The sequence below is a fragment of the Shewanella sp. 1311 genome, assembly GCF_059338235.1.
Genome location: NZ_CM181686.1, coordinates 1,813,856 through 1,829,698, shown reverse-complemented (window position 1 = coordinate 1,829,698; position 15,843 = coordinate 1,813,856). Strand labels below are relative to the sequence as shown.

General features: G+C 44.3%; 11 protein-coding genes and 2 pseudogenes. 6 read left to right on the top strand and 7 right to left on the bottom strand.

The features are described 5' to 3' along the window. Nucleotides 1–107 precede the first annotated feature (107 nt). A complete protein-coding gene (gene gcvP / locus AC5YB3_RS08280; protein WP_494526929.1) occupies nucleotides 108–2,996 on the top strand; it encodes an aminomethyl-transferring glycine dehydrogenase in 2,889 nt (962 codons plus the stop codon). A gap of 374 nt (nucleotides 2,997–3,370) precedes the next feature. Here the strand turns inward: gcvP and AC5YB3_RS08275 are convergent, their stop codons facing one another. Next, nucleotides 3,371–6,442, bottom strand: a complete 3,072-nt coding sequence (locus tag AC5YB3_RS08275; protein WP_494526928.1) for a TrlF family AAA-like ATPase — start codon at nucleotides 6,440–6,442, stop codon at nucleotides 3,371–3,373. Between the two features lie 167 nt (nucleotides 6,443–6,609). Beyond that, nucleotides 6,610–7,524: pseudogene (locus tag AC5YB3_RS08270) on the bottom strand (nuclease-related domain-containing protein). Nucleotides 7,525–7,856: 332 nt separating this feature from the next. On the opposite strand from AC5YB3_RS08270, the gene AC5YB3_RS08265 reads away from it, so the two are divergent. Beyond that, nucleotides 7,857–8,672: a substrate-binding periplasmic protein gene (locus AC5YB3_RS08265; protein WP_311890187.1), complete on the top strand. Its 816-nt coding sequence runs from the start codon at nucleotides 7,857–7,859 to the stop codon at nucleotides 8,670–8,672. Nucleotides 8,673–8,733: 61 nt separating this feature from the next. Here AC5YB3_RS08265 and AC5YB3_RS08260 read toward each other — a convergent pair. Then, nucleotides 8,734–8,802: pseudogene (locus AC5YB3_RS08260) on the bottom strand (DUF3297 family protein); the annotation flags it as partial. 222 nt (nucleotides 8,803–9,024) lie between these two features. Here AC5YB3_RS08260 and thrS point away from each other — a divergent pair. Then, a complete protein-coding gene (gene thrS, locus AC5YB3_RS08255) occupies nucleotides 9,025–10,278 on the top strand; it encodes a threonine--tRNA ligase (protein WP_494527174.1) in 1,254 nt (417 codons plus the stop codon). A 91-nt stretch (nucleotides 10,279–10,369) separates the two neighbouring features. On the opposite strand, the gene AC5YB3_RS08250 is transcribed toward thrS, so the two are convergent. Both AC5YB3_RS08250 and AC5YB3_RS08245 read right to left on the bottom strand, forming a co-directional pair. Beyond that, nucleotides 10,370–10,615 carry a DUF3297 family protein gene (locus tag AC5YB3_RS08250; protein ID WP_006080205.1) on the bottom strand — a complete coding sequence of 82 codons (246 nt, stop codon included), beginning with the start codon at nucleotides 10,613–10,615 and terminating at the stop codon, nucleotides 10,370–10,372. A gap of 137 nt (nucleotides 10,616–10,752) precedes the next feature. After that, nucleotides 10,753–11,379 carry a short chain dehydrogenase gene (locus AC5YB3_RS08245; RefSeq protein ID WP_342899208.1) on the bottom strand — a complete coding sequence of 209 codons (627 nt, stop codon included), beginning with the start codon at nucleotides 11,377–11,379 and terminating at the stop codon, nucleotides 10,753–10,755. A gap of 99 nt (nucleotides 11,380–11,478) precedes the next feature. Here AC5YB3_RS08245 and AC5YB3_RS08240 point away from each other — a divergent pair, with 99 nt between their 5' ends. Beyond that, complete coding sequence (locus AC5YB3_RS08240) at nucleotides 11,479–12,366, top strand: LysR family transcriptional regulator (protein ID WP_342899207.1); 888 nt, start codon at nucleotides 11,479–11,481, stop codon at nucleotides 12,364–12,366. Between the two features lie 168 nt (nucleotides 12,367–12,534). Then, the gene (locus tag AC5YB3_RS08235; RefSeq protein WP_259569401.1) at nucleotides 12,535–12,951 is read left to right on the top strand and encodes a ribosome recycling factor family protein; all 417 of its coding nucleotides are present in this window, start codon (nucleotides 12,535–12,537) and stop codon (nucleotides 12,949–12,951) included. Between the two features lie 31 nt (nucleotides 12,952–12,982). Here the strand turns inward: AC5YB3_RS08235 and AC5YB3_RS08230 are convergent, their stop codons facing one another. Together AC5YB3_RS08230 and AC5YB3_RS08225 are read right to left on the bottom strand one after the other, a co-directional pair. Next, the gene (locus AC5YB3_RS08230) at nucleotides 12,983–13,162 is read right to left on the bottom strand and encodes a DUF6435 family protein (protein ID WP_126492738.1); all 180 of its coding nucleotides are present in this window, start codon (nucleotides 13,160–13,162) and stop codon (nucleotides 12,983–12,985) included. Between the two features lie 249 nt (nucleotides 13,163–13,411). Beyond that, on the bottom strand, nucleotides 13,412–15,076 hold the full coding sequence (locus tag AC5YB3_RS08225) for a methyl-accepting chemotaxis protein (RefSeq protein ID WP_494526927.1): 1,665 nt from the start codon (nucleotides 15,074–15,076) through the stop codon (nucleotides 13,412–13,414). A 309-nt stretch (nucleotides 15,077–15,385) separates the two neighbouring features. Between AC5YB3_RS08225 and AC5YB3_RS08220 the strand changes: the two genes are divergently transcribed. Next, nucleotides 15,386–15,616, top strand: coding sequence for a hypothetical protein (locus AC5YB3_RS08220; protein WP_259577923.1), 231 nt, complete (start codon nucleotides 15,386–15,388; stop codon nucleotides 15,614–15,616). The last annotated feature ends 227 nt before the right edge of the window (nucleotides 15,617–15,843 follow it).

Genomic DNA, 15,843 nt, shown 5'->3' with positions numbered 1-15,843 from the left:
AAGCCCTGAGGGGCTTCGTTTGTTTTAGCGCAAGATTGACATAACAACAGCCCGTTAATCAGTACCCTACAGTTCTGAATTTCGGCAAATCTGGAACAAGGTTTATCATGACCAAGCAAACCCTCACTCAGTTAGAACAGCACGATTTATTCTTACGTCGTCATATCGGCCCAGATAGCAACCAACAGCAAGCGATGCTGAATTTTGTTGGTGCTGAGTCACTGGAAGATCTGACCGCGCAAATCGTGCCTGAGTCGATCCGTTTAAGCCAAGACCTGAGCATTGGTGATTCCTGCGGCGAAGCCGAAGGCATTGCCTACATTCGTGGTTTAGCGGACCAAAACCAAGTATTTAAGAGCTACATAGGTATGGGTTACTACGGCACTCAAGTGCCAAACGTGATCCTGCGTAACGTATTTGAAAACCCAGGTTGGTACACGGCTTACACGCCATATCAGCCAGAAATCGCCCAAGGCCGTTTAGAAGCCATTCTAAACTTCCAACAAGTGTCGATGGATTTAACGGGTTTAGATTTGGCTTCTGCTTCTTTGTTAGATGAAGCAACCGCTGCTGCCGAAGCGATGGCGCTGGCAAAGCGTGTTTCTAAAGCGAAAAAAGCCAATATCTTCTTCGTTGCCGATGATGTGTTCCCGCAAACCTTAGACGTAGTAAAAACCCGCGCTGAGTGTTTTGGTTTTGAAGTGGTGGTTGGCCCTGCAAGCGAAGCCGTTAACTACGAGCTGTTTGGTGCTTTGTTCCAATATACTAACCGTTTCGGTCAAATCACTGACTTCACCGAATTATTCGCAACCCTGCGTGCGAAGAATGTGATTGTGACTGTGGCCGCCGACATTATGTCCTTGGTATTACTGAAATCACCGGGCTCTATGGGCGCCGATGTGGTATTTGGTAGTGCACAGCGTTTTGGCGTGCCAATGGGCTTTGGTGGTCCACACGCGGCTTTCTTCGTTGCCCGTGACGAACACAAACGTTCTATGCCTGGCCGTATCATTGGTGTGTCAAAAGACGCCCGTGGTAACCGCGCACTGCGTATGGCGATGCAAACTCGCGAGCAACATATCCGCCGCGAAAAAGCCAACTCAAACATTTGTACTGCACAAATTTTGTTAGCGAACATGGCGTCTTTCTACGCCGTATTCCACGGCCCAGATGGCCTGAAAACTATCGCATCACGCATTAACCGTTTTGCCGATATTTTAGCGGCTGGTTTGCAAGCGAAGGGCGTGAGTTTAGTTAACAGCACTTGGTTTGATACCATCAGCATCAAAGGCTTAGATGTCGCAGCTGTTAATGCACGTGCACTGGCTGCTGAAATGAACCTACGTTTCGATGCCGACGGCACTGTGGGCGTGAGCTTAGATGAAACCACATTGCGCACAGATATCGACGCGCTGTTTGATGTGATCTTAGGCGCTGGCCATGGTTTAGATGTTGCCGCGTTAGACGCGCAAATCGTGAGCCAAGGTAGCCAATCGATTCCTGCTGCACTCGTGCGCCAAGATGCGATTTTAAGCCACCCAACCTTCAATCGCTATCAAAGCGAAACCGAGATGATGCGTTATATCAAACGTCTCGAAAGCAAAGACTTAGCACTTAACTACTCGATGATTTCACTGGGCTCATGCACCATGAAGTTAAACGCAGCGGTTGAAATGCTCCCTGTGAGCTGGCCAGAATTTGCCAACATGCACCCATTCAGCCCACTGGATCAAGCCAAAGGCTACACCCAGTTGATTGAAGAGTTGTCGACTTGGTTAGTGAACATCACAGGCTACGACGCTGTGTGTATCCAACCTAACTCAGGCGCTCAAGGTGAATACGCTGGCTTGTTAGCCATCAAGAAATACCATGAGTCACGCGGCGATGCGCACAGAAACATCTGTTTGATCCCGCAATCTGCCCACGGTACTAACCCAGCATCGGCGCAATTAGCCGGTATGCAAGTGGTGGTGACGGCGTGTGACAAGCAAGGTAACGTCGATTTAGACGATCTGAAGACCAAAGCCGCCGAAGTGGCTGAAAACCTGTCTTGCATCATGATCACTTACCCATCGACCCACGGTGTGTATGAAGAATCTATCCGCGAAATCTGCGACATAGTGCATCAGCACGGCGGTCAAGTGTACTTAGACGGCGCCAATATGAACGCGCAGGTTGGCTTAACGTCTCCTGGCTTTATCGGTGCCGACGTATCACACCTTAACCTACACAAAACCTTCGCGATTCCACACGGCGGCGGTGGTCCAGGTATGGGCCCAATCGGTGTGAAATCACACTTAGCTCCATTTGTTGCGGGTCACGTTGTGGTTAAACCGGGTCGTGAAAGTGACCACAACGGCGCTGTATCTGCTGCACCTTACGGTAGCGCTGGTATTCTGCCCATCAGCTGGATGTACATTAAGCTGTTAGGTTCACAAGGCCTGAAAAAGTCGACCCAAACTGCGCTGTTAAACGCTAACTACGTGATGAAGAAGCTGTCTGAACACTACCCAGTATTGTTCCGTGGCCGTAACGATCGCGTCGCGCACGAATGTATTATCGACCTACGCCCACTGAAAGAAGCCTCAGGCGTGACCGAAATGGATATCGCTAAGCGTTTGAATGACTACGGTTTCCACGCACCAACCATGAGCTTCCCTGTTGCGGGAACCCTGATGATTGAGCCGACGGAATCTGAGTCTAAGGTGGAACTCGATCGTTTCATCGACGCTATGGTGTCAATCCGCGCTGAAATCGCCAAAGTGGAATCAGGTGAATGGCCAGTGGACAACAACCCGCTGCACAACGCACCGCACACTATGGCCGATATCATGGACCCAGAGTTTGATACGCGTCCATACAGCCGCGAAGTGGCCGTGTTCCCAAGTGCAGCAGTGCGCACTAACAAGTTCTGGCCAACTGTGAATCGTATTGATGATGTCTACGGCGACCGCAACCTAATGTGTAGTTGTGCGCCGATGGAAGACTACGAGTAATTGCTGGTTTGGGCTTGCGACAGCAAGCCCTTATTGGGAGTTAGCTTCGGCTGCAATGCGATTATGAACGTTAAAAAGCGACCTTAGGGTCGCTTTTTTGTTTTATGCGTATTCTCTCTGGCGAGCTTAGTGGTGCGAATGGGCCAATTTTGTGGCTTCTGGCAACTGTACTTCCTAATTGCCTGCCGCAGGCTCTCGCACTGTTACACCAGTGACTCGCTGTAAATACATCCCTGTAAGCTCTGCTAAAACATCCATGTTTTAGAAGGTCACTGGTGCAACAATGCTGTATTTGGTGCAACTTTTGACTAATGTGTAATTTTTAGCTCAGATTTCCATATCAATAAGTTAGGCCAATTACAGACAAAATAGCATTACAAATACTTCATTCTTCTGTTATTGAATGCTGGCATCGTGCCTTCGAGAACATCAACGACTTTACTATTGATTGCGCTACATTCTATTGCACCTGAAGTATATTTGATTTTATGGCCATTTGTTCGGTCGAACTCACTATGAATAATCTGCTCAGCATCACAGACAACAGCAAGGTTAGGGTTATGCGTGACCATTATAATTTGTCTTTTTTGTTTAGCTTCAGTCAATACAGGGACAAGCAAGCTAACAATTGTTTCATTGTCTAAATTTTCTTCGGGTTGATCTAAGATAATAGGTGTGTCACCTTTATCAACAAGTAGATAGAAAATTAAAAGTAATGCTCCTCTCTGTCCTGGTGATAACTGCTCTATTTGTGCATCTTGAAACATTAAAGTATATCGAGGTTCAATGTATTCTAAGCCATAAATTAGGTCATAAACTTCATCAGCAGTCCGATCTTTTCTTAGCAATGAAGATATTCCAACTTGATTTTTTGATGCAATCTCTAACTTTTTATGTAATTCTTCAGTGAAACTTAGCATAGATTCAACATCATTCAGATCATGCTTATCCATTAAATCTTTTATGACAGATATACTTTCTAGCTCACCTCTAAACTCTCCTGATGCTTGCTTTACTAAAGAGAATAATTTGTTTGATATGAGGTCGCTAGTTGTACTTAGCTCAGCTCGAAATTGTAATTTATATTCATTACGTATAAGGGCATTACTTTGAATTAGGGATTGAACCGGAGAAAAAAGTGCTTCTCGGTAAGCTTTTTGCTCTTCGAGGGCGCTAAAGATCTGACGAGTCAAATCTAGTCTCTGTTCATGCAAAATTTTTCGTTGATTAGGTAGTTGTTCCAATTGAATTTTTCTATGTCTTAGCCCCTCAAGAGTATCAGGATCTTCATTTGTTCCTAGCAGTGCGCTTTTCTTTTCATTCCAAGATTTAAGTTGATCTTGATATTGCTGAAAAGCTTGTTGCGGAGCATTCAATTGAGCACTTAATGGAACTTTTCTTTCTATCAGTTCCAGTTTTTCAGTGTTCAGTCTAAGCTGGGCTTCTTTTAGTTCACTGTCCCTATTGATATTTTGAATTTCAATAGAAGTAATTGGTTTTTCATCTACTTCTATTTTTACTAGCTGATCAATTTGTAAGCCAAGAGTTGTTGCGTCAGATAAATAATCAGAGTGAAATTGGTCAATTGCTCGTTTTAAAATTTCAAAACCTGTTTTTATATTCTTACATGCTTTGTTTTTAACTGCTAAATTGGTCAATTCAATTTTATTTAATTCATGTTTATTATTTATTTCTTCCAGTTCTTGATTGATAGCAGCAAGTTGATTAGATACTTGTTGTTGTTCTGGACTAAGATCTGTATTTGGTTCTGGCACATCTTCAGGTTTAGTGTTGGCTAACTCATCTAGCAGTCTTTGCTTTTCAGATAATAGTTCTTCTAATGTTTTCCGTACTTCATCAGTTAACTGATTTTCTATGAATGCAGTTTGCTCATTTATTTTGTGCAGTTGACTACTACAACTTTCAATTTGGCTGCGTAATGAACTTTCTTGCTGCTCTATTAATTGCTCAAAATCGAAGGCACCCAATCTTATTGAGTCATCAGCATGTGAGAAAATAACAGCTCTAAGCTCATTTTCGAATGCGTCGGATTGACCTGAAACATGTGCATTACAAAGTTCTTCAAAATGGCCTTGAGGAATATACTTTACTAGTTCTACATTTTCTGTAGCAGGATTTTCATTTAGGTTTTTAGCCAGTTCTTTTGTATCCCCCCATGTTACTTTTGCATTGAAGTGGATTGCTGGTTCGCCAGTTTTCCCTCTAAATCTGTTTGCTTTTAAGAAGGAAAAATGATGGCTTTGTTTGGAGTTACCTAGTAATGCGACAATATCTGCCAAAGCACTTTTTCCACTGCCTTTGTTACCAATAATGGCGACTAAGTCATGGTTTAATTGAAGCTTTGTTTTATCAAGCCAAGAGTCTGCAAATGTTGAGTTTTCAGTTTTATTCACTTCTAAAGTTTCGATAAAACGACTTCGATTTTCATTTACTAGCTGTATCTTCGATGGTGTTTTTCCTATAAACGAACGCTTTGCAGGTTCTTTTATAGCTTGTTTAAGTCCTTCGAATGTTGGATTTGCTTTGATCCAAGTAGCTTTTTCAGAGGGATAGTCACCATATCCTCTGCAATCGTTATTACCTTTGACACCTACAAATCTATGAGCATCACTACCTGAAACTGCAAGTCTAGGTATATTACTTAAAGCAGCTTGAAAATTACTGAACCAATGTGAGTTTGTCTCTGTTTCGATACCAGTAAATGCAGCCCATAGATCAGGATTTCTAGTCTCGAATATTGGCGATGAATCGAACAGACCAAGAACGTAGGAATAATGTTCTTTCCACTTTACTTCAGCTAAACCATCGCTAGTATCAAATGGCATGAAGCCAAGCGCCATTTGATTTGGAACATTTCGTATTGCTTTCTGGTAACTGTCACAGGTGATCTCTGCAATAGTAGAACCCGCTCTAAGAGCGCTCTCATCATTCTGGTCAACATCATTTTTGCTGAATCCTTTTTCTCTTAGTAAATCTGCACCGACATGCCGTGCTAGGAATTTTAATGAGTGATCAGATAGAGGCCGGTTAATAAGCGCAACATTTAGTCCAGTTTTAAAATCCTGTAAATCTTGGTCATCAATTTTATCTGAAAACAAAACATGAGCATTCAAACGCCCTTCCATAGGTGCGACTAATCTCAATTCAATTCCTGGAAAAACGGTTTTTTTTAATTTTGGTGCATCAGGTTGTGCTAGGCGTTTCTTTAAAGCAAACCATCCATCAAAAGTCCAATAGTCCATAATGGCGAATACAGCAGGCTCTGCTTCATTCAAGGTCTTAATCATTTCGTCAATAAGTCGAGTGTTTTCAGGTGAATTGGGATCGGCGTTAAATTTTTGTCCATCCCAGTGAAATGATGCTGGTGAGTGAATATGTAGATCCCATTTACGCCACTCTGAGCCTCGGGGGTATATATTAGCCATTTACACTTCCTTATTATTTTGAAGTTAACGCCTATACCCTACTGGCGAGTATAGAAATATTACTATTCGAGTTGCTTCCATGACCATACACTTATAACTATTTAGATATTCAAGATGAAAGCCTCAGATTAATTTCAATTAATAGTGTTAGAAACATTCCATGGATTTCATTTCCTCGCCTCGCTTTTACTTAGGCATCTTTGGGCGACTTGGTAGATGATGGTGTCGACCTGTTGCTGGGTAAGATCTTGGGTTTTCAGTTTCGGGATCGTTCCGACTCATTGTTTGTGGTTGAGGATCGGAAACGGTGGTTTCGATTGACTTGTGACATACCAGCCGGGGAATACTAGGACTGGGGTTGATGATACTGATGTCCCTGTAGCCTTGGTTAACCATTGGCTGACCCACTTGGCTTGGCGCTGCGCTTGTTCGATTGGTTTGGTTTCTGTCCACGAGGGGAAGTTTAAGCGCCCGTCTTTGTAAAATACTTGTTAGCCTTTTTTACCAGAGCTTGAGCCATTTCCATTGGTTTGGAGTAGGTCTTTGTTCCGTTTATGGCGGCCTTTGGTTTCAATGGCGAATACACCATTTTTGCCTACGACAAGATGGTCGATGTTAAAGCCGTCGGCTTGGATATCGTGAAATACTTGATAACCCAATGCTTGTAAGCCTATGAGCTCATTGGCTGTGGCGATTTCTGCGGTATGGCCGAGGCGTAATTTGATTAGTTTGGAAAAGAGTTTCCAGGTTTTAATGCCGAAGTAAATTACTCCTATTAAACCTGTTAAGGCGAACAACCAAGGGAATTTTCCGACTGTGATATGCGCTTGGATGCTGCTGGCGGCAAATGGAAGGCAAACAATCAATAGTCCCATCATCATGCAGCCGATTAAATCTAATTGCAGATCATGGATTTGCTCTTGTAAGCCATAGGCGGGGATACGGGTCAGTTGCTCACGATCAACGGGCAACTTGACGGTTGCATCGCGATGTTTGAGCAACACATACATCACACCCACTGTGACAAGAAGGCCAGAGAGAAGTATCCCGTAGGATAAAAGAATGCTGCTGAAATCGGTCATTTACGTCCCTGAAGTAATGCGAGTCAATAGTTAACCCGATGACATAACCCGCTAATAAAATGTACTTATTATTTTGGAAAGTGGTGGCAGACTTGTCTGCTTAGAGTTTGGGCGCACATTGCTGATTTGCTTCTTCTTCCCTAAATGGCGTGCTCGATGATTGAGTTCGAGTTTGCCCTGCATTTTCCTTAAGTGGTCACACTTTAACCCGCTCTGTGCAGTTTAATCAATGCGCTTTATCACAATTACAGGCTGGGCCTATGTTTTATGCACTTTAGTTTTCGATTTTTTGAGTTATGCTAAATGCAACATATAAATTCGCGGGCATCTCTATGTATTTTAAAAGTATCCTTGTTTCGTTGCCTTCTGTTTACGCAATTTTGTGTGTGCTTGGTTGTGGTTTTTTCGCGGACATCATTGTCGCCGCTGAGCTGCAATCGGCTCCTTTTTCTAAAGTGCTGCGTGCCGATTTTCGGCATCGTCCTCCTGAGATGGTGCTTGATGAGCAGACTAATACTATGACGAGTCCATTAAAGGATATTCTTGAGGAAGCGGCGGCTAAGGTCGGTTATCGCGTCGAATGGAGCGCGCGTCCTTTTGCACGCAGCATTCATGAGTTGCGGGTCGGAACGGTCGATATTGTGCCGCGCACCATACGAGACGATGAACGAGAGGCATTTGTACGGTTTCTTGGTCCTATCGCCACGCAAACTCGTGATATTTTGTTTCTCGTAAAAGCCGGCGAGGAAGGACGGATTAAGTCCTATGAGGATTTGTATCAGGTTACTGTAGGGGTTAAACGGGGCACAGTTTATTTTGAGCGTTTTAATACAGATCCCGCGCTACGTAAAATTGAGTCTACCGATGATGAAAACATGGCTCGCATGTTTATCATGGGGCGTTTTGACACTATGGTGGTGCTCGATCGTGCCGCCATTGAGAATGCCTTCAAGCAGCTCGGTTACGATCGTTTTAGCTATGCCGATTACCGTCAGTCGAATCGGATCGAACATTATTTTGGTATGTCCCGTAACTCTACCCATGCTGCTATTTTCGATGAACTTAATCGGGCGCTGCTTGATATGGCTGCATCGGGCCGTGTAAAACAGATTTACCAGGCCTATGGTTTAGCCGCAGAAGTAGAATAGGCAAACAAAAACGGCCAATATTAATTGGCCGTTGTTATGATCCCGCTCTTTGCGCTAAAGCTTAACGATAAAAGGCTTCAACTGTGCCTTTTACTGTGAGCAAAAGAGGTTGGCCGCGACGGTCCAATAATTCATTATGGATGGCCATTTATTTTGTCTTTATTTTGTCTGTCATTTATTTTTTTATAAACAAAATGCTTGCTGCGATAGGGATGATTTGTTATTACTGACGCATGAACAAAATATACGTAAGCGCAATTAACACCACCACTACCACCACGAGAATACTCGGGGGGTAGTTTTTTGCGTCTTAAAAAAAACCCTCTGAGCGACATCGCCAGAGGGTTTTTTTATACCTTGGTTTTGTATTTCGCTCAGATATTACTCAGATATAACTCAGGAGAGCATGATGAAAACACATCGCGAAATTGCAGAACAACTTGACCTATTTCACTCTGAACCACAGGCGCCAGGTATGATTTTTTGGCACCCGAATGGTTGGGCGTTATTCCGAGAGATTCAACAGCACATAAGGCATGTGTACCGCCGCAATGGGTTTGAAGAGGTAAATACACCTGTGTTTATGAAGAAGGAGTTATGGCAGACTTCTGGGCACATGGACATGTTCGCAGAGAACATGTTTTTCGGTGGCGGAAAAGAAAACATGGATGAATATGTTTTAAAACCTATGTCTTGTCCTGCCCATATTTTGCTGTTTAAGCGCGGGGTACATAGCCATAGAGATTTGCCACTGCGACTATTTGAGTTTGGCTTGGTGCACCGTAATGAATCCTCAGGCTCGTTAAATGGTTGCCTGCGCGCACGCCAGTTCACTCAGGATGATGCCCATGTTTTTTGCTGTTGGTCTCAGGCAGAGGAGGAGATACGTGGTTTTCTTCAACGGGCAAAGCAGGTTTATGGTGATTACGGCTACCATAATTTAGACGTAAAAATATCGACTAAACCTGAGAAGGCATTAGGCAGCGATGAGCAATGGTGCCGAGCACAAAAGCTACTGGATTCAGCCTGTCAGATTGAGGGCTTTGATGCCGAGTATCAAGCTGGCGAAGGGGCTTTTTATGGTCCCAAAATTGAATTGTCACTGACAGATTCTATGGGAAGACGCTGGCAGTGTGGCACTATCCAGTTTGATTTTAATTTGTCTGAAAGGTTCGATGTTCAGTACGCAAATGAGCAAGGTGAATTCGAACGGCCAGTGATTATGCATCAAGCTATGTATGGGTCTATCGAGCGTTGGTTGGGGATTCTCTTGGAAGTCTCACAGGGTAACCTGCCGGATTGGTTGCATCCCGTGCCTGTTGCTATCGCTTCAGTGAATGAGTCAAACAGCCAATTTGTCCGTCAGTTAGCCGCACTATGTTTAGCACGAGACATGCGAGTGTTGATTGATATCAGTCAAAACTCAGTTGCCCGCAAAATGAAACGTTTTCACAAGCAAAAAGTGCCTTATATCTTAACGGTTGGGGATAAGGAGGAGGCTGAAAATAGGGTTTCAGTTAAGTGCCGCAAAGACGGTGTGATGACACACATCCCTCTTTTTGAATTAGCTGACTATCTTGCGGATAAACTAGTTAGAAAACAATAATATAAGGGGGTGGTGTTTGCTATTTAAGGCTAGCTAGGGTTCCCACGGCTAGCCTTTACTCATTCTATGATCCCGCTCTTTGCGCTAAGGCTTAACGATAAAAGGCTTCAACTGTGCCTTTTACTGTGAGCAAAAGAGGTTGGCCGCGACGGTCTAAGGATTTGCTTGGTACTTTTACCCAACCTTCACTGATGCAATATTCTTCGACATCAAAACGCTCTTTGCCGTTGAGCTTAATACCGATATCGTGCTCGAAAATTTCTGCCACATGGTGTGGGCTGCGTGGGTTAACGGAAAGGCGATCCGGTAAAGCGGGTAATGATGTTGTGTCGGTCATGGTCGTGATCTGTCATTGTCTATAGTGAAAAAGCGTGCGCTATTGTAGGCAATCCCAGCGCAACGCTCAAGACTTTAACTGTGACTGATTACGCGCCTTGCGTTACAAGGTTAGGTTGTCCTGTTAGGACACTGCTGTTAGGGCAACACTGTGCCGCAGCTGGAAAAGGCTTTCAGCACTCGGCCGTTTTCTCTGCCCATGACTGAGCGCAAATAAACCTTGGCTAATGTGTCGGCATTGATTGCACTAAAACCGGGGAAATAGTCCTGATAGCTCGCTAACGACTCGCTTAATACCGTTGGGCTGACAATGTTTATTCGCTGCTGTGCAGGTAATTCTCCCGCGACGGCGGTAACAAAATGCTCAAGTGCGCCATTGATTGTGGCGGCACTGATGCCATCTTTTACTGGGACATCGGCAATAATGCCACTGGTTAGCGTAAAACTGCCCCCAGCGTTGAGGTATTGGCTACCTATTCGCACTAACTGTATTTGCCCCAATAACTTACTTTGGAGCCCTGTGTACCAGTCTGCTTGGGTCATAGCGTTGAAGGGTTTAAACACGACGTCACCCATGGCCGAAATAATTGCATCGACTTTACCGATTTTTTCTAGCCCTTGATGGAGTGAATGTTCATCCCGAATGTCTATCAGGACATCCCCCGTTGTTCGCCCTACCTGAATAACTTCATGCTGAGTTGAATGAAATAAGCTGACTATGGCTTGTCCGATTGTGCCTGATGCACCTACTACGACTATTTTCATGACATGCTCCTAAATTGAGTACGAATTGAGGATAGTCTGGTTAATTAAATAGAAAAAGCGCATATAATCACCACATTGTTTCGTTAATGGATTTAATTGATGAATCTCACCCATCTGCAGTCATTTATGCTGGTTGCCAAAATGCACAGTTTTAGCGCTGCGTCTGAACAACTCGGCGCTTCTAAAGGCTTGGTGTCGCGCCATGTTAAATCCCTTGAAGATGAAATGGGTTGTCAATTACTCCACCGAACCACTCGGCGAGTATCAATGACCGAAGCAGGGCAAGCGTTATATGGTAAAGCCTGCGAAATCGAGAGGCTGGCCAATGAAGCAGGGCGTTTAGTGCAGGATTTAACGCAGGACTCCTGTGGCGCTTTAAAATTTACCGCCCCAACGGAACTGGGCAAAAAATTGCTGAGTCCTATGCTGCTTCAGTTTATTGCTGCGTATCCTCAAGTGAAACTCGAACTGTGTTTTGAGCAGAATATTCAAGATGTTGAGTTCGGCAAGTTTGATCTCGCCTTAAGAACAAGCATTGCGCACAGCGATAATCTGATCGCCAAATATCTTGGCAGAATTCGCCATGTCTTAGTGGTTTCGCCCGCACATCCCGCAGCCGCAGAAGTTCGTCACCCTGATGATTTACGCCATTATCGTCTATTGTCTTCGGGCGAAACACAGTGGGTGTTTGAACCACTCGCGGGGGACAGTCTCACGCTCACTTTTGAGCCTGCACTGTGCAGTTCAAACTATGCCACTACACATCTTCTTACTTTGAGTGGTACAGGTATCGCTAGCCTGCCTTATTATTTGGTAGAGGAGGATATCGCTCAGCACAAACTCACTTTGCTCGTTCCCCAATGGCAATGCTATCCACATGAGTTGTATATGGTTTATGCCAAGCAGAGCCATTACCCAAAGAAGCTGCGCGATTTACAACATAAGCTACAAACTTGGTGCGAAACTCACTCAAAATATGTGGGTTAATGAGTAAAAGCATAATCGCATCAAATCTTATCCGGCAGGTGGCGGAGCTTTTAGAATAAAGTGAGGCAGAGTACACTGCCGCGCATTGAATTTTTGTATTTGAATGTAAAGTCGAGCAGGCTTTTCCCTTTATCCATGCAGGCATCAAAGAGCGGTTAACCAAGCGTTATGAACGACGACATTAGTATCTCGCTGCCTTCGCTTATTCATCGAATTGGGCGGGAGGCGGTTAAACAAGCTCAAGCGATTGCAACCCAATATGATTGCGAGCTTAAGCGTGTGCGACGTTCGAGGAATTGGTGCATGGTGGGCGGGGCGATTAAGATCCAATCCTGCAGTGCGCATTTACAAGCAGAGTCGTTGCTAGCGAAGCAGTTAAAGGCTAAAAATGGCCAGTTTGGTTATCTTATCAAAAAGTTGGAAACTGCCTTGCTGCAACATGCGGATAAGCTAGAGCCCTTAGACGCTAAGTTGATTCGGCTTATCACAGACAATCCCGCGATCACTTTAGGTGAGTTGATGCAACTGACCCAATGCACTATCACAGAGGCCAGATTGGCACGTTTTCAAGCCGACTCTTGGTAGTTTGCTTGCTTCGCGTTCTCGCTATGCGCCTCTATTGCTGGGTTGCTTTTTCTAACACTTTTATTTGATTTTCGATTTGCTCGGCTTCAGCGGTCAGCATTGAGTAGGATCGAATATCGCCTTTTCTCTGTGCAAGCATCGCTTCTTCAAGCTTGGCATTGTATTGCTGAGTTAACTTTTTTAAAGGGTTTTTCTTAAAGATTGAAAACATGGCCACTTCTACTGAGTTGAGTATTTTGGTTATATACGTAGGTAACGGGATTTAAGTTTTACTTTTTTAAATTAAAAGCAGTGCCTCCAATTCTTAATCAATAATCAATAATCAACAATCAACAATCAACAATCAACAATCAACAATCCACAGCCATCGGCCTCAGCAAGGCTGGGACGTAATCCCACATTTTCAGAAAATGAATGGGTTGCTATGTCTTATTTAACTTGCAACCCATTGAAAATAAGCTTAAATCTTAAACTGGCCGACGAGTTTGCCGAGGTTAATCCCTTCTTGCGATACGGTTTGGCTAACTCTGGCAGCATCTTCACTGGAATGAAGTAACTCATTCACAATCTCTTGGATGGCGAACACGTTGCGGTTGATTTCTTCGGTCACAGAGCTTTGTTCCGTAGCCGCCGTTGCAATTTGGGTGCTCATGTCGTTGATTGCCGTTACCGCCGATGTCACTGAGCCAAGGCTTTCGGAGATTGCGCGAGAAGAGTCTACCGAGCGTACGCAGCTTTGCTGACTTTCTTCCATCGTTTTCACCGCTAGCGCCACAAGCTTGTGCAGTTCTGATAGCATCTCGTTGATTTCTAGCGTGCTTGATTGAGTTCGGCTCGCTAAGTTGCGCACTTCATCGGCCACCACGGCAAAGCCTCGGCCCTGTTCTCCGGCGCGAGCGGCTTCGATGGCGGCATTTAATGCTAATAGGTTAGTTTGCTCGGCGATGCCGCCAATAACAGATAGCACGTTATTGATTTTCTTCGACTGTTCGCTCAAGGATTGAATATTGCCAGCCGCATTGTTGATTTGTGCCATGAGCGCGGATATTTCTTCTAAAGAAGCATCGACGCAACGCTGGGCATTGGCCACATCGCCTGTTGCGGCATGGGTCGCTTCGGCCACTTGCGTGGTATTTTGCGCTACTTCGCTGGCGGTGGCTGACATTTCAGTAATAGCGGTAACCACTTGATCGGTTTCATTGTTATGGCTGATGAGCTGGCTCGACATGACTTTGGTTTGATCGTGAATCGCGTTGGCCGCGCTTTTAACTTTAGCGGTCGCGTTTGCCACATCGCCTATGATGGTTTGGAGCTTATCGACAAACAGGTTAAAGGATCGACCTAGTTGTGCAATTTCATCTTCACCTTTCACAGTGAGGCGTTTAGTTAAATCGCCTTCGCCTTTGGCGATATCGTTTAAGTTGTCCGCCATATTTTTAATCGGTGCCACCATGCGCTGGGCGGTGGCGAGAATAACGACGGCAGTCATCGCAGCGAGTAACAGTGCAATTAACAGAATGGCATAGGACTTATCGATCATTTGCTCAGTGACAGTTGCACGATAATCCTCAACGACAGCGTCGATATCATCGATATAAGCTCCTGTGCCTAGCATCCAATCTGTGCCAGGGATCATCATGGAGTAACCGATTTTCTCAATTTGCTCATTGGTATTGGGTTTTTGGAAATAGAACGAGAAGTTACCGTCACCCTTTTTAGCTGCATCGAGTAAACCAACAATGATTTTTGTGCCGCGGGGATCTGTCATATCAATTTTATTTTGCCCTTCGAGGTTGGGCATGACGGCATGGAATAGGTTTTTGCCTTGGGAGTCGTAGATAAAGAAGTAGCCTGAACTGCCAAAACGGATATCACGGAGCGCTTGGTTCACATTACCATTTTCTTTTAAAGACAACTGATATTGCACTATGCCAGCGGCAATTTCGGTGGCTTCTTTTATTTGGGTTTTACGTTCACCGATAAGCTTAGTTCTAAACGTTGTGACTTCGTCGGCAAGGGCGCTTTGTTCGACGTAGTAAGAAACTGTCATGAGTATGCACAGGGTCAAGATTAACGGGAACAGCGATAACAGCAGCAATTTGTTACGTAAACTGAAATTAGACATGCTTGATGACTCCGTGATGAACATCCTTTTATTGCAGGGCAGTATAGCTAATTCCCCATATTCTTAAGTGCTTAAGTTAACAAAAATATAATGTAAATGACAAAAAGCACGCTTTTTTCTTATGCCTTATGGGTTAAGTTGGGTCACTTTGGTTGATCTTAATCAAGGCCCTATGTGGAAAATGCGTTCACTATATTAGTTAAACTTGATGCAAATGGCGGCTAGACATTCGCGAACCTTGAGCAGGTATCTAAACTTGCAGCGGGTCGGCAGCAAAGCTACATAGCGGCGAAGGGTAAGGGCGAAACAGTGACGAATGAAAAGCTGATTTTAACGCTGAAAATCTGCATTAGTGTGGGTATTTGTCTTATTGCGCTGGGTATTTATCTGCATAACTTTAATGAAACCGTTGAGGCGATGGGCGTGCAGGGGATTATTCTCAGTGCTATGTGTGTCGCCTTTGGCATGGCGTTGTCATTACCGACTAAGATGTATTTAACCTTTATGTTGGTTAAGCGAGAGACTGAAAAACATCAATAATTTGTTCTTGTACTTGGTTTTACTCTGCGATCAATTGGCTTACTTGGCCTTCCTGTTATTCAATCTCAGTTCAAAGTCAAACCTGCTATTCAACCCACTAAGCTAAGCCGCAAATGCCCCGATTGTGGTTTTTAACATAATTAACCCAAGACTAATGGGCTAAAAACACCGATAATTCCCCCTTAATGACTCATTACCAATGACGCGACTTGGTCGATGAGCTGCTA

Coding starts and splice junctions, on each gene's coding strand:
- AC5YB3_RS08250 (WP_006080205.1), bottom strand. CDS start 10,615: ATGACCGACACAACATCATTACCCGCTTTACCGGATCGCCTTTCCGTT.
- AC5YB3_RS08265 (WP_311890187.1), top strand. CDS start 7,857: ATGTATTTTAAAAGTATCCTTGTTTCGTTGCCTTCTGTTTACGCAATT.
- gcvP (WP_494526929.1), top strand. CDS start 108: ATGACCAAGCAAACCCTCACTCAGTTAGAACAGCACGATTTATTCTTA.
- AC5YB3_RS08240 (WP_342899207.1), top strand. CDS start 11,479: ATGAATCTCACCCATCTGCAGTCATTTATGCTGGTTGCCAAAATGCAC.
- AC5YB3_RS08245 (WP_342899208.1), bottom strand. CDS start 11,379: ATGAAAATAGTCGTAGTAGGTGCATCAGGCACAATCGGACAAGCCATA.
- AC5YB3_RS08235 (WP_259569401.1), top strand. CDS start 12,535: ATGAACGACGACATTAGTATCTCGCTGCCTTCGCTTATTCATCGAATT.
- AC5YB3_RS08275 (WP_494526928.1), bottom strand. CDS start 6,442: ATGGCTAATATATACCCCCGAGGCTCAGAGTGGCGTAAATGGGATCTA.
- AC5YB3_RS08225 (WP_494526927.1), bottom strand. CDS start 15,076: ATGTCTAATTTCAGTTTACGTAACAAATTGCTGCTGTTATCGCTGTTC.
- AC5YB3_RS08230 (WP_126492738.1), bottom strand. CDS start 13,162: ATGTTTTCAATCTTTAAGAAAAACCCTTTAAAAAAGTTAACTCAGCAA.